The following is a 12,930-nucleotide window of genomic DNA, read 5'->3' on the forward strand; positions in this document are numbered from 1 at the left end:
AGGGGATGGGCGAACTGTAGGTTTTAAATTGGTTTTAAAAAAGTAGCTAATTTGCAAATATTTGTTGCAAAATTAGCAACAATGGACAAATTCAACGCAATGCAAGTTTTCGTGCGCGTGGCTGAAGCGGGCAGTTTTACAGCTGTTGCCAATCAGCAGAATGTCGCGCGATCCATGATCACCCGCCAAATTGCTGGGCTGGAAAAACAACTTGGCAGCAAGTTGATTGTTCGCAGCACGCGCAGCCTCACCTTGACCACAGCGGGTGCGGCTTATCTCGAGCGTTGCCGTGTCATTTTGAACATGGTGGATGCCGCCGAGACCAGCCTTTCGGAAGAGAAGGTGGAGCCACGCGGGCGCATTCGATTGGGGCTGCCGCTTAGCTTTGGATTGCAGCGGCTCATGCCCACTTTGGCGGAGTTCTCCAAGCTGCACCCACACATTCAACTCAGCATGGACTTCTCGGACAGGCGCTCCAACCTGATTGAAGAAGGCATTGATGTGTCGATTCGCATCACGGCCAACTTGGACCCCAGCGACATCGTTCGCAAATTAGGCGCCTGCAAAATCCTCACCTTGGCGTCGCCTGACTATTTGGCGCAACACGGCACACCCAAGCATCCGCGTGATTTGCAAAACCATGAGTGCCTGGCCTATTCCATGGACATGAAGCCAGCGAACTGGATTTATGAAGCGGGCGGTAGCAACTTCAACGTACCCATCAGAGGACGCATGATGGCCAACAATGGTGAAGCCCTAATGAAGGCAACGGCTGCGGGTATTGGCATCACGCGACAACCCGACTTCATTGCACAACCGTTCTTAGACGCTGGTGAAGTGGTGGAAATCTTGAAAAAATTTGCGATGGACCCGCTTGGCATTTACGCTGTGTTGCCCAGCAATCGCTACATCCCGCATCGGGTTTCGGTGTTGATTGAGTACTTGTCAGCTGCGCTCAAATCTTGAAACGCCCTCTAAAATCGAAACAGCATGACACGAGAAGAAATCAAATCCCACACCATCGTCACTTTGGCAAGTGCTGAAGAGATGGCGCTTCAACTTCGCCAAAGGCGGCAGCTCAAGGGTCGACAAGCTGACGAGACTTCGCTGCAAGAGGTCCAGCAGTTGCTGGGCATGGCGTCCGACGTTCTCAAGGAGCGGCGCGATTTGCTGATTGAGCATCTGCACAAGCTCAATGACACGCACCGCGGTTTGCATCAGCGTCACTTGGTGGCATTGGCCAAGCTGATGAACATGGCCATGGCCGAAGTTTATGAGGTAGCCACGTTCTACCACCACTTTGAAGTCCTTCAAGATGGTGAGCAAGCGCCACAGTTCACAGTGCGTGTCTGCGACGGACTGAGCTGTGACATGGCGGGTGCGGCCACATTGCTTGGCAAGTTGCAGGCATCGCTGGGTGCTGATCAGGTCAAAGTGGTCGCAGCGCCTTGCATGGGTCGTTGTGAGCAAGCGCCGGTTGCCGTGGTGCATCAACATGAAATAGGGCATGCGTCCGTAGACCAAGTGATGCAAGCCGTTCAAGCGAAAGCGATTGAAGCTGTGGTGCCCGACTACATTGACTTCAATGCCTATGTGGCCGATGGTGGTTACGAATTGCTTCAAGCGTTGGACAAAGGTACTTCAGATACAGAAGCCGTCTTGAAAGCCATGGAGGATTCAGGTCTGCGCGGCTTAGGCGGTGCAGGATTTCCAGCGGGTCGCAAGTGGCGCATTGTGCGCGAGCAAGTTGCGCCTCGCTTGATGGCCGTCAACATTGATGAAGGTGAGCCAGGCACCTTCAAAGACAGAACTTATTTAGAACGAGATCCCCATCGGTTTTTGGAGGGCATGCTGGTGGCAGCCCATGTGGTGGGCATTGATGCCATTTACATTTATTTGCGCGACGAATACCATGGCTGTCGAAAAATTTTGGAAACTGAACTGGCCAAGCTTCAAGCCAATGCGCAAGTGGTCTTGCCCAAGATTGAATTGCGCCGAGGCGCTGGTGCTTATATTTGCGGCGAAGAGTCCGCCATGATTGAAAGCATTGAAGGCAAACGGGGTGAACCCCGCATGCGGCCGCCTTACATTGCACAGGTCGGCTTGTTTGGCAGGCCGACGCTGGAACACAACTTTGAAACCCTTTACTGGGTGCGCGACATTGTGCAAAAAGGACCTGAGTGGTTCTCTGGTTACGGCCGTCACGACCGCAAAGGTTTGCGAAGCTTCAGTGTCAGTGGGCGTGTCAAAAAGCCAGGTGTGAAGCTGGCGCCTGCAGGCATCACCATTGCAGAGTTGATTGAAGAGTATTGCGGTGGCATGCAAGAAGGCCACAAGTTCTACGCCTACTTGCCCGGCGGTGCTTCTGGCGGCATTCTGCCTGCATCTTTGAAAGACATTCCGCTCGACTTTGACACCCTGCAAGCCTATGGCTGCTTTATTGGTTCAGCGGCGGTCATTGTGTTGGGGCATCAAGACTCAGCACGGCACGCTGCGCTCAACATGATGAACTTCTTTGCACACGAAAGTTGTGGGCAGTGCACGCCTTGTCGCGTGGGAACTGCCAAAGCTGTTCAGCTGATGCAAGCCCCTGTTTGGGACGCCACCACCTTGGAAGATTTAAACCAAGTGATGAGCGACGCTTCGATTTGCGGTTTGGGACAAGCGGCCCCCAATCCCATTCGATGTGTCCAAAAATATTTCCCACAGGAGATCATCTAAATGAACGCCCCTGTGTCCAAAGAATTGCTGGCGCCACCTAGCGTTGAATTCAAACTCAATGACCAAACCGTGGTCGGCTTTGAAGGTGAGTCCATTCTCAATGCGGCCAAGCGACATGGCATTGAGATTCCGCACCTCTGCTACAAAGAAGGCATGCGCGCAGATGGCAATTGCCGTGCATGCGTGGTGGAAATCAAAGGCGAAAGAACGCTGGCCCCCAGCTGCTGCCGCAATGTCACCCCAGGCCTTGAGGTCTTGAGCCAAAGCCTTCGCGCCAAAAAGAGCCAAGAGATGGTGTTGGAGTTGTTGCTGTCGGATATGCCTGATCAGGGTTACAAATGGACAGAAGCAGGGCAACATGGTGAGCTGAGCGATTGGGCGCAGGCCATGAATGTCACGGTCAGACCTGAACTTCAAAGTCTGCGGCGGGAGCAGCCTTCGGCTGATGTCTCGCATCCGGCCATGGCTGTCAACTTAGATGCATGCATTCAGTGCAACCGATGTGTTCGTGCTTGTCGTGAAGAGCAAGTGAACGATGTCATCGGCTATGCACATCGCGGTGCGCACAGTCAAATTGTGTTTGATGTGCAAGACGACATGGGCAGTAGCAGTTGCGTTGCTTGTGGCGAGTGTGTGCAGGCTTGCCCTACCGGGGCACTGATGCCCAAGACGCAAGTGGGCTCGCAAGTGGTTGATCAAAAAATCGACTCTGTGTGCCCCTTCTGCGGTGTGGGCTGCTTGCTCACTTACAACGTGAAAGACAATCGCATTGTGAGTGTGGAGGGGCGAGATGGTCCCGCCAACCACAATCGCCTTTGTGTCAAAGGTCGTTTTGGATTTGATTACATCCAGCACCCGCAGCGTCTCACAGTACCGCTGATTCGCAAAGCAGGCGTGCCCAAGGACCCAGAAGCCATTCAACACCTCAATCGCAATGCCGCGCAGTGGTCTGATGTTTTCAGAGAAGCCACATGGGAAGAGGCGCTGGCCATAGGTGCTGGCAAATTGAAACAATTGCGAGATGTGCACGGCCCTAAATCTTTGGCGGGCTTTGGTTCCGCCAAAGGCAGCAACGAAGAAGCCTACTTGTTCCAAAAATTGGTGCGAACAGGCTTTGGCTCTAACAACGTTGACCATTGCACGCGCTTGTGCCATGCCTCTAGCGTGTCTGCATTGCTAGAGGGCGTTGGCTCTGCCGCTGTCAGCAATCAGGTGAACGATGTGGAACATGCTGGCTTGATTTTGGTCATAGGTTCCAACCCTACAGCCAACCATCCTGTGGCCGCTACCTGGATGAAAAACGCTGCCAAGCGCGGGACCAAGATTGTCTTGGCAGATCCCCGTGTCACCGACATTGGCAAACACGCTTGGCGCACATTGCAGTTCAAGCCCGATACCGATGTGGCCATGCTCAATGCACTGATCTACACCGTGATTGAAGAAGGCTTGGTCGATCAGGATTTCATTCAAACACGTGCCAACAACTACGAAGCACTTAAGCAAAATATTCAGGGCTATAGCCCCGAAGCCATGGCGCCCATATGCGGCGTACCGGCAGCAACGTTGCGTGAAGTCGCGCGTGAATTTGCCACCAGTAAAGCGGCGATGATTTTGTGGGGCATGGGTGTCAGTCAACATGTGCATGGCACCGACAATGCGCGTTGCCTCATTGCCTTGGTTACAGTAACAGGACAGATTGGAAAACCCGGTTCAGGCCTGCATCCCTTGCGCGGTCAAAACAACGTGCAGGGTGCCAGCGATGCGGGCCTCATTCCTATGATGTACCCTAACTACCAACGCGTCTCTAACCCCGATACCCACGCTTGGTTTGAAAAATTTTGGAACACACCCTTAGACAGTCAACCCGGCTACACCGTTGTCGAGATCATGCACAAGGCCTTAGCCGATGACGCAGATCCGCACAAAATTCGCGGCATGTATGTCATGGGCGAAAACCCCGCCATGAGCGATCCAGATTTGAACCATGCAAGGCATGCCTTGGCATCGCTAGAGCACTTGGTGGTGCAAGATATTTTCATGACCGAAACCGCGTGGTTGGCCGATGTGGTTTTGCCTGCAACGGCATGGCCAGAAAAAACTGGCACCGTGACCAACACCGATCGCATGGTGCAAATGGGTCGACAAGCTGTGGATGCACCAGGCCATGCCAAGGCTGATTTGTGGATCGTTCAGCAAATGGCCAAAGGCATGGGCTTGAATTGGCACTATGAAGGTGAGCATCATGGTGTGGCGGCGGTCTACGAAGAAATGCGCCAAGCCATGCACGAAGTGATCAGCGGCATTTCATGGGATCGCTTGGCGCGCGAGTCCAGTGTCACGTACCCTTGCCTGACAGAAGAAGACCCAGGCGAGCCCATCGTCTTCAAAGAGCATTTCGCAACAGACGATGGCCGGGTTCATTTGGTGCCAGCTGACATCATTCCTGCCAATGAGAGACCCGACGCGCAATATCCCTTTGTGCTGATCACGGGCAGGCAGCTCGAGCACTGGCACACGGGTAGCATGACGCGAAGAGCCACCGTGCTTGATGCCATTGAACCTGAAGCAACGGCGTCTTTGTGTGGTGCTGATTTGCTGTCCTTGGGAGTGAATGCGGGCGACGTCATCACCTTGACTTCACGGCGTGGCGAAGTGACTTTGCGGGTTCGTCGTGACGATGGCACACCGCAAGGCGCCGTGTTTGTACCCTTTGCTTATTATGAGGCGGCAGCCAATTTAATGACCAATGCCGCGCTTGACCCGGTTGGCAAAATTCCTGAATTCAAATATTGCGCCATTGCCGTCAAGGCAGGCGGCCAATTGTCGGAAGCTGTGGGATTTTTTCAAGCGCCTGCGTGAGGACTTTGTTTTTTGTAGCGCTCATGCCCCGTGCGACGCAAATCGCAAGCGGGGCAGGTGTTGCAGCCGTAACCCCAAGCGTAGCGGTGCGTGCGGTCACCCAAGTAGCAAGTGTGAGTTTCTTCTTCGATCAAAGAAACCAAAGTCTGTCCGCCTAATTTCTCTGCCATGGTCCAGGTCTGCGCTTTGTCGAGCCACATCAAGGGTGTCTCGAGCACCAAGCGCGTGTCCAGGCCCAAACTCAAAGCCACTTGGAGCGCTTTGAGGGTGTCGTCTCGGCAATCAGGGTAACCAGAGTAATCAGTTTCGCACATGCCGCCCACAATCATTTTGAGTTGGCGACGGTAAGCAATGGTGGCAGCAAAGGTGAGGAACAACAAATTGCGACCTGGCACAAAGGTGTTGGGCAAGCCGTTTTGCTGCATCTCAATGGCTTTGTCGGCTGTGAGTGCCGTGTTGCTGATTTGCCCCAGCAAGCTGAGGTCTAGCATGTGGTCTTCGCCAAGCTTGTGGGCCCACTGCGGAAATTGTTGCTTGATGCCTTTGATGAAGTGTTCGCGGCAGGCCAATTCAATGACGTGCCGCTGGCCATACTGAAAGCCAATGGTTTCAACGCGCTCGTATCTTTCGAGTGCCCAAGCCAAGCAGGTGGCGGAGTCTTGGCCACCTGAAAACAGGACAAGGGCAGAGGTGTTGAAAGTGGACATTGAAATTGCGCAGAAGCTGAAGTTCTGGCAATTTTATTTCTTTAACAGGTGCTTGCGCCTTATCACATCAATCCAGACCGCCACAATGACCACGGCACCAATGGCCATCATCTGTTTGAACTGAGAGACTTCCATCAAGTTCATGCCATTGCGAATCATGGTGATCAGCACAGCACCTAGCAAGCTGCCCCAAATGCTACCCCGGCCACCAAACAACGAGGTGCCGCCCAAAATCACAGCAGCTATGGCATCGAGTTCAAACATCTGCGCCATCTTGCCGCTGGACGAATCCATGCGGGCCATCAACACGATGGCACCCAATGCACAAGACAAACCCGAGATGACGTACACACCCAGCTTGTACCAACGGATGTTGATGCCGACTTGGCGCGCGCCCATTTCATTCGAGCCCATGGCGTACACATAGCGGCCAATTTTGGTGCTCGACAAAATGAAGGCCATCACCACAAAGAAGATGCCCGTGATCAGTGTGGGCATGGGAATGCCCAACACTTGTCCGTAGCCCAAGAAGGGCAGGGGATCGGGCAAGCCAGCGTTGTCAAAGCCGCCCGTCAGGTCAAACGCCAATCCGCGCCACAAGGTCAGGCCACCCAAGGTGACGATGAAGGCGGGAATGCCCACAAACGCCACCAAGTAGCCATTGAACAAACCCACTGCAGCGCCAATGCCCAATGCCACCAGCATGGCCGCATAAGGATCGACGCCCACCTTGATCATCAAGTGGCCGGCCACTGCGCCGGCCAAGGCGGTGAGCGCGCCCACCGCCAAATCCACGCCGCCCGTCAAGATCACAAAAGTTTGACCGCCCGCCAACAAGGCAATGACCGAGGCTTGCACCAAGATATTGGACAAATTGCCAGTCGTTAAGAAGTACGGTGAAGCCACTGTGAGCAGTGCGCCCAATACGAGCACTGCCACCAGGGCGCCGTACCATTCTTGTCGGGTGATTGATTTCATGTCTGAGAGCGATCGTGAATTACTTGGCTTTGACTTTCATGAACTGACCCACGCCCGAGTCGGCTGCGAATTTGTCCACGTTGGAGGGCAGCACCAAGAATGAACCGGTGTCGATGCGGGCTTCAACCTTTTTGCCTTGTGCGGCAGCGACGGCAGTTTCCACGCCCACTTGGCCAATCTTGGCCAACATTTGTGCCGCGTTGGCTTGTTGCCAGCCTTGCTTCATCATGTCCAAGCCGCCGGGTGAACCGTCAAAGCCTGCGATTTTGATGTCGCCTGGTTTTTTGCCTGCAGCCATCAATGCAGCTTTTGCGCCCAATGCACCGCCGTCCCATGCACAAGCAATCACCTTGGCATTGGGGTTGCTGCGAAGAGCTGCTTCCACGCCGTTTTGCGCCATGGTCTGGTCCCATGTTGTGGGCACTTCCACAATCTTCACGTTCTTACGGCCAGCGTTCAAGGCGTCAATGAAACCCTTCTTGCGCTCTTGACCTGTGGACTGACCTTGGTCGCCTGTCACGTAAATCACGGTGTCGCCATCTTTGATCTCGCCAGCGGCCCACTTGCCTTGCACGTTGGCGGCTTTGATGTTGTCGGTCGCCACATACGAAGTGATCTTGGCACCGGTGATGCCTGTATCGACTGCCACCACGGCAATGCCAGCGGCCAAAGCTTTGTTGATGGCGGGGGCAATGCCTGCTGAATCAACAGGGGCGATGGCAATGGCGTTGACCTTGCGCGTGATCATGTCTTCCACGATGGCCAGTTGTTTGGAGAGCTCACCTTTTTCGGCAGCCAGTTCAATGAACTTGACGCCAGGTGCAGAGCCAGCTTTCTTGGCGCCGCCGTTGATCAGGGTCCAACCTTCATTGGTGTTGCCGTTGGTGATGTAGGCCACGGTCACGTCGGCCGCCATGGCCGAGGTGAACAAAGTGGCTGCAGCTGCCGCAATGGCCAAACGGCCAAAAGTACGTTTTGTGATCATGGGGTATCTCCGTTGTTTGAGGTTATGAAGCCAGAAATTCCTTTTACTGACTGCCGGTGTATTTGAATCGAAAAGCCGACTAAGTAAACCTAGTAGTTTTACTAATGCAATGTTTTTGAAAATCCGCGATGCTTGCGACCCATGGAAAGTTTGTGCGCCTGCTGCGCCCCTTTGGGATCTTGAAAATGTCAAAAACTGTTTTAGAAATCAACCACTTAACCAAGCACTACGGGGGCGTGAAAGCGCTCACCGATGCGCATTTTCAGCTGTTGCCAGGGGAGCATGCAGCCATCGTGGGGGACAACGGTGCAGGCAAAAGCACCTTTGTGCGGCTCATCACCGGTGTGGAGCAACCCAACGAGGGCGACATCTTGCTGGAGGGCCAGAAGGTGAGTTTTGCATCGCCCTTGGACGCACGGGATCAAGGCATTGAGACGGTGTACCAAACTTTGGCCTTGGCCGAAGACCTAGATGTGCCAGCCAATATTTTCTTGGGCCGTGAAATCACCCGCTTGAACTTGGGCCCTCTGTCCATCTTGAACCACAAGGCCATGCGCGAACAATCGGCCAGCATGTTGGCCACCACGGGTGTGAAGATTCAAGACATGTCTGAAAGTTTGCGCGGCATGTCGGGCGGCCAGCGCCAATGTGTGGCCATTGCGCGTGCCGCAGGTTTTGCCAAGAAACTCATCATCTTGGACGAACCCACTGCGGCCTTGGGCGTACAAGAAACAGCGCGCGTGGAGCAGATCATCAAAGGGCTGAAGCAACAAGGCATACCCCTCATCATCATCAGCCACAACTTACGCCAAGTGTTTGACTTGGTCGATCGCATCTGGGTGTTCCGTCAGGGGCGCATCATTTGTAGCCGTCTCACACGTGAAACCAGCCCCGAAGAAATTGTGGGCTTGATCACCGGTGCCATCGATCCAGCGTCCTTGAAATCTGAAGCGAGCGTCGCATGTTGAAAGGCATTGATCCACTGCTCACGCCAGAGTTGCTCATGCATTTGAGCGCCATGGGGCACGGCGAGTGGGTGGCTGTGGTGGATGCCAATTTCACCGCCGATTATTTGAGTCAGGGCAAGCCCGTGGTTCGCCTGCCTGGGCATTCACTTGAGCGTGTCTGCAAAGCTGTCTTGTCAGTCTTTCCATTAGCGGCAGATGTGGCGCAACCCGTGGCTTTCATGCGGGTGTGCAACAGTCCAGAAGGCCATGCTACGGAAGCGCAGCAAGCGGTGATTGATTTGGCGGTGGCGGAAGGTTTGCATCCATCACACGTCGAATCGGTGGAACGGTTTGCGTTTTACGACAAAATCAAAAGCGCCAGTTTGCTGGTGCAAACCGGTGAAGGCACGGCCTACGGCAATGCGATGTTTTGTAAAGGTGTGATTCTGTTTTGAACAAAAGCGCTTCTTCTCACCGCATGCGGGGCTCCAACCATGTGGGCATGCGTCAGTTCAATGAGCGAATTGTGTTGCAAGCTATTCGCCACCACGGTGCCATTCCCAAAGCCGATCTGGCGCGCTTGACCCAACTGTCAACCCAAACGGTGGCCATCATCGTGAGCCGTTTGATGGATGAAGGTTTGCTGCTCAAGCAAGCCCGCGTTCGCGGCAAGATTGGCCAACCCTCCGTGCCCTTGTCTTTGAACCCCGAAGGTGCGTTCAGCGTGGGCATTCAGGTGGGGCGTCGCAGTTTGGAGTTGTTGGTCGCCAACTTTTGTGGCGAGCAAGTGCAGCGCATCGAAGTGCACTACGAATTCCCTGAACCCGATGCTTTGTTTGCTGCCATTGCCAAAGGTTTGAAAACGCTCGAAAAGCGCATGGGCGAACATTGGTCGCGTGTGGTCGGTGTGGGCTTGACTGCGCCTTTGTCGCTTCACAAATGGGCTGACCTGATGGGCGGTGAGGCCGCTCAAGCGCTGACGCGCTGGGAGCACATTGATCTGCAAGCGCAGGTTCAACAACTCACCAACTTGCCGGTGGTGTTTGCCAAAGACACCACGGCCGCGTGTGTGGCCGAACTGTTGCAAGGGCAGGGGCGACGCATTCGCAGTTTCTTGTATGTGTTTGTGGGCACCTTCATTGGGGGTGGTTTGGTCATGTCGGGCCACATCGTGAATGGTGAACGAGGCAATGCTGGCGCCATCGGCTCTTTGCCTGTGGGTTTGTCAACAGAACGTTCAGGCATGCCACCGCAGCTTTTGCAAATGGCTTCGGGTTGGCAATTGGAGCAAGCTTTGATGGCGGCAGGGCATGACCCGTTGCTGGTGCATCAAGAAGACATCATGAACCCGAGTTATGAAGGTCTGACGCAGGCTTGGTTGGCACAAGCCAGCGAGTCCTTGGCCATGTCGGTGGCCACTTCTGCCGCCTTATTGGATTTGGATGCGGTGGTGTTAGACGGCTCTTTGGGTGAGCCCTTAATGACCGCCTTGATGGCCGCCACCCAAAAAAAGTTGGCGCAGTATCGTTTTGATGGCATTCATCAGCCAGCCCTGCTCAAAGGCCAGGTGGGTGCGCATGCGCGCGCGTTGGGTGGCGCCTTGTTGCCCATGCACAGTCAGTTTTTTCCAGACAAAGAAATTTTCTTGAAACAAGATCAGGGTTAATTTCGGAAAGCAAATTCATCTTTCAAGATCGACTGCTTTTCAGTTTGTGGTGTTGCTGGCAAAAATCCCTCAGAAAGTTGGCAACCGATTGCGTGGCCAATGAGGCATCTCTTTCGGGCAACAACAAACCCAAGGGGTCAAACGGAAGTTTCTCTTTCAAATTGACCGTGGTCAGTTGCTGTGCATTTTTCAATTGCTGAAAAACACTGGCGGGCACCAGCGTCAGCAGCGGCCTTTGCTGCATCATGGCCCAGGTCATGGACGACACCCGCGTGATCACGTGGCAGGTGTTGGGCGTGAATTTGTACTGTTGACTGAGTGCTTCGAATTTTTCGCGTGCGGCTGAACCGATGGGGGACAAGACCCAAGTTTCTTGGCTCAATTCTTTCCATGTCACTTTGGACTTTTTGGCGAGGCGGTGTGAGGGGTTGCAGACCACCACAAATTCATCGGCCATCAAAGCTTGAAACTGCCAGCCTGCAGGGCTTTGTGCGGGCTGGCGGCAGACCCCTATGTCAATGTCGCCTTGGTTGATGGACGCAAACTGTTCGTTCAGTTCGGCTTCGTGAATGTGCAGCTGAATGCCCGGAAATTGGGCATTCAAAGCTGGCACAGCCTCTACCAACAAGCCATTGATGCCTGCGGTTGAGGCTTTGATGCGCACCACGCCTTGCCCCAGGGTGGACCTGTCGGCAATCGCCTCTGCACTGGTGCTCAAGCCCAATAAGCATTGCCGAGCCATTGGCAACAAATCTTGGCAGGCCTGTGTAGGCAAGACGCCACGCGCATGTCGGTGAAACAGTTTCACTTCCAACAATTCCTCCAAGTCGGCCAGTAACTGCGTCACGCCAGGTTGGGTCATGCCAATGGACTCAGCGGTGCGCTTGACGCTGCCCAGTTCAGTGAGACGAACCAAAACTTCGAAATGTCGAAACCTGGCTTTGGACATCAGGCGGTTGAGCAGAACTTTGGCGGAAATTGACATATCAGTGTTACTTATACCTAAGGTGCCAATTCTATTTCTCTTCGAGCAAATAGCACTCCACAATGCGTCAAAACAAAAGGAGACTCCCATGACACTGACCCGTCGAAAACTAAGCGCCGCCTTGGCAGCAGGCATTGCCAGCACTTGGGGTGCTGGCGTGGCTTGGGCGCAGAGCTATCCGCAAAAAGCAGTCAAGCTGGTGGTGGGCTCACCCCCAGGTGGACCTTCAGACTTTTTGGCGCGTGTCTTGGCCGATTCGATTGGGCCCGGCATGGGGCAAAACTTCATTGTTGAGAACAAGCCAGGCGCCAGTGGCATGCCTGCGGCTGATCAGGTGGTCAAGGGCGTTGCCGATGGCCATCAGTTGCTGATTTCTGGCCCAGCATCTATTGTGGTGATGCCGCACATGTTCTCCAAAATCACCTACGACCCGATGCGGGAGTTGGTGCCAGTCACCATGTTGGGTGCAGGCGCATTTGTGCTGGTTGTGCATCCTTCGGTTAAGGCCAATAACGTCAAAGATTTGATTGCCCTGGCCAAAGCCAATCCCAATCAGCTCACTTATGGATCTGGTGGCAATGGTTCATCGGGCCATTTGTGCACAGAGTATTTCAATGGCCTAGCGGGCGTCAAAATGACGCACATCCCCTACAAGGGCGACGGCCAGGCGGTGGTCGATTTGTTGGCCGGTCAGATTCAAGTGATGTTCACCGCCCCCAATGTGGCCATGGCCCATGTGAAGTCAGGCAAGCTGCGTTTGCTGGCGGTGACCACCAAAGAACGCGTCAGTTCCATGCCCGACATCGCAACAGTGCACGAGATGGGTGTGAAAGATTTTGAGTACCTCGGCTGGATCATTGTCTTTGCACCTGCCGCCACGCCGCCTGCTGTGGTGGATCAACTGTCAAGCGCATGGTTGAAGGTGAAGAACACGCCCGCCATTGCGCAAAAACTCAACGAGTTGGCCATGGCCGCACCAGAGCGTTACAGCGCGCGCCCCGCTCTGCAAGACTTTGTCAAATCTGAATACGTCCGCTTGGGCAAACTCATCAAAGACAACAACATCAAGTCAGAGGTTTGAA

11 protein-coding genes are annotated in these 12,930 nt (G+C 54.2%); 7 read left to right on the forward strand and 4 right to left on the reverse strand.

The features are described from left to right. Positions 1–81: 81 nt before the first annotated feature. The 3 genes from L103DPR2_RS05260 to fdhF are packed head-to-tail and all read left to right on the forward strand — an operon-like array spanning position 82 to position 5,580. Positions 82–966 (forward strand): LysR family transcriptional regulator, encoded by an 885-nt coding sequence (locus L103DPR2_RS05260; protein ID WP_055360073.1) that lies wholly within the window; start codon positions 82–84, stop codon positions 964–966. Positions 967–990: 24 nt separating this feature from the next. Beyond that, complete coding sequence (locus L103DPR2_RS05265) at positions 991–2,721, forward strand: NADH-ubiquinone oxidoreductase-F iron-sulfur binding region domain-containing protein (RefSeq protein ID WP_055360074.1); 1,731 nt, start codon at positions 991–993, stop codon at positions 2,719–2,721. Beyond that, positions 2,722–5,580, forward strand: coding sequence for a formate dehydrogenase subunit alpha (gene fdhF, locus L103DPR2_RS05270; protein ID WP_055360075.1), 2,859 nt, complete (start codon positions 2,722–2,724; stop codon positions 5,578–5,580). On the opposite strand, the gene queC is transcribed toward fdhF, so the two are convergent. Genes queC through L103DPR2_RS05285 form a run of 3 tightly spaced genes read right to left on the reverse strand, consistent with a single transcriptional unit; the run spans position 5,565 to position 8,250 of the window. After that, positions 5,565–6,287, reverse strand: a complete 723-nt coding sequence (queC, locus tag L103DPR2_RS05275; RefSeq protein ID WP_055360076.1) for a 7-cyano-7-deazaguanine synthase QueC — start codon at positions 6,285–6,287, stop codon at positions 5,565–5,567. The genes fdhF and queC overlap by 16 nt on opposite strands. Positions 6,288–6,320: 33 nt before the next feature. Beyond that, positions 6,321–7,265 carry an ABC transporter permease gene (locus L103DPR2_RS05280; RefSeq protein WP_055360077.1) on the reverse strand — a complete coding sequence of 315 codons (945 nt, stop codon included), beginning with the start codon at positions 7,263–7,265 and terminating at the stop codon, positions 6,321–6,323. 19 nt (positions 7,266–7,284) lie between these two features. Beyond that, positions 7,285–8,250, reverse strand: coding sequence for a sugar ABC transporter substrate-binding protein (locus L103DPR2_RS05285; protein ID WP_055360078.1), 966 nt, complete (start codon positions 8,248–8,250; stop codon positions 7,285–7,287). A 185-nt stretch (positions 8,251–8,435) separates the two neighbouring features. Here L103DPR2_RS05285 and L103DPR2_RS05290 point away from each other — a divergent pair, with 185 nt between their 5' ends. The 3 genes from L103DPR2_RS05290 to L103DPR2_RS05300 are packed head-to-tail and all read left to right on the forward strand — an operon-like array spanning position 8,436 to position 10,863. Beyond that, positions 8,436–9,218, forward strand: coding sequence for an ATP-binding cassette domain-containing protein (locus L103DPR2_RS05290; RefSeq protein WP_055361868.1), 783 nt, complete (start codon positions 8,436–8,438; stop codon positions 9,216–9,218). Continuing rightward, a complete protein-coding gene (locus L103DPR2_RS05295; protein ID WP_055360079.1) occupies positions 9,212–9,652 on the forward strand; it encodes an RbsD/FucU family protein in 441 nt (146 codons plus the stop codon). The genes L103DPR2_RS05290 and L103DPR2_RS05295 overlap by 7 nt, the downstream gene beginning before the upstream one ends. A 23-nt stretch (positions 9,653–9,675) precedes the next feature. Then, complete coding sequence (locus L103DPR2_RS05300; RefSeq protein WP_055360080.1) at positions 9,676–10,863, forward strand: ROK family transcriptional regulator; 1,188 nt, start codon at positions 9,676–9,678, stop codon at positions 10,861–10,863. Positions 10,864–10,885: 22 nt separating this feature from the next. Here the strand turns inward: L103DPR2_RS05300 and L103DPR2_RS05305 are convergent, their stop codons facing one another. Beyond that, a complete protein-coding gene (locus tag L103DPR2_RS05305; RefSeq protein WP_055360081.1) occupies positions 10,886–11,848 on the reverse strand; it encodes a LysR family transcriptional regulator in 963 nt (320 codons plus the stop codon). Between the two features lie 88 nt (positions 11,849–11,936). Here L103DPR2_RS05305 and L103DPR2_RS05310 point away from each other — a divergent pair, with 88 nt between their 5' ends. Continuing rightward, complete coding sequence (locus L103DPR2_RS05310) at positions 11,937–12,929, forward strand: Bug family tripartite tricarboxylate transporter substrate binding protein (protein ID WP_055360082.1); 993 nt, start codon at positions 11,937–11,939, stop codon at positions 12,927–12,929. Position 12,930: the final 1 nt, after the last annotated feature.

The organism is Limnohabitans sp. 103DPR2 (assembly GCF_001412575.1).
Taxonomy (GTDB): Bacteria; Pseudomonadota; Gammaproteobacteria; order Burkholderiales; family Burkholderiaceae_C; genus Limnohabitans_A.

Excerpts from the sequence above, each read along its gene's own strand:
- L103DPR2_RS05260 (WP_055360073.1), top strand. The coding sequence starts at position 82 with ATGGACAAATTCAACGCAATGCAAGTTTTCGTGCGCGTGGCTGAAGCG.
- L103DPR2_RS05265 (WP_055360074.1), top strand. The coding sequence starts at position 991 with ATGACACGAGAAGAAATCAAATCCCACACCATCGTCACTTTGGCAAGT.
- fdhF (WP_055360075.1), top strand. The coding sequence starts at position 2,722 with ATGAACGCCCCTGTGTCCAAAGAATTGCTGGCGCCACCTAGCGTTGAA.
- queC (WP_055360076.1), bottom strand. The coding sequence starts at position 6,287 with ATGTCCACTTTCAACACCTCTGCCCTTGTCCTGTTTTCAGGTGGCCAA.
- L103DPR2_RS05280 (WP_055360077.1), bottom strand. The coding sequence starts at position 7,265 with ATGAAATCAATCACCCGACAAGAATGGTACGGCGCCCTGGTGGCAGTG.
- L103DPR2_RS05285 (WP_055360078.1), bottom strand. The coding sequence starts at position 8,250 with ATGATCACAAAACGTACTTTTGGCCGTTTGGCCATTGCGGCAGCTGCA.
- L103DPR2_RS05290 (WP_055361868.1), top strand. The coding sequence starts at position 8,436 with ATGTCAAAAACTGTTTTAGAAATCAACCACTTAACCAAGCACTACGGG.
- L103DPR2_RS05295 (WP_055360079.1), top strand. The coding sequence starts at position 9,212 with ATGTTGAAAGGCATTGATCCACTGCTCACGCCAGAGTTGCTCATGCAT.
- L103DPR2_RS05300 (WP_055360080.1), top strand. The coding sequence starts at position 9,676 with ATGCGGGGCTCCAACCATGTGGGCATGCGTCAGTTCAATGAGCGAATT.
- L103DPR2_RS05305 (WP_055360081.1), bottom strand. The coding sequence starts at position 11,848 with ATGTCAATTTCCGCCAAAGTTCTGCTCAACCGCCTGATGTCCAAAGCC.
- L103DPR2_RS05310 (WP_055360082.1), top strand. The coding sequence starts at position 11,937 with ATGACACTGACCCGTCGAAAACTAAGCGCCGCCTTGGCAGCAGGCATT.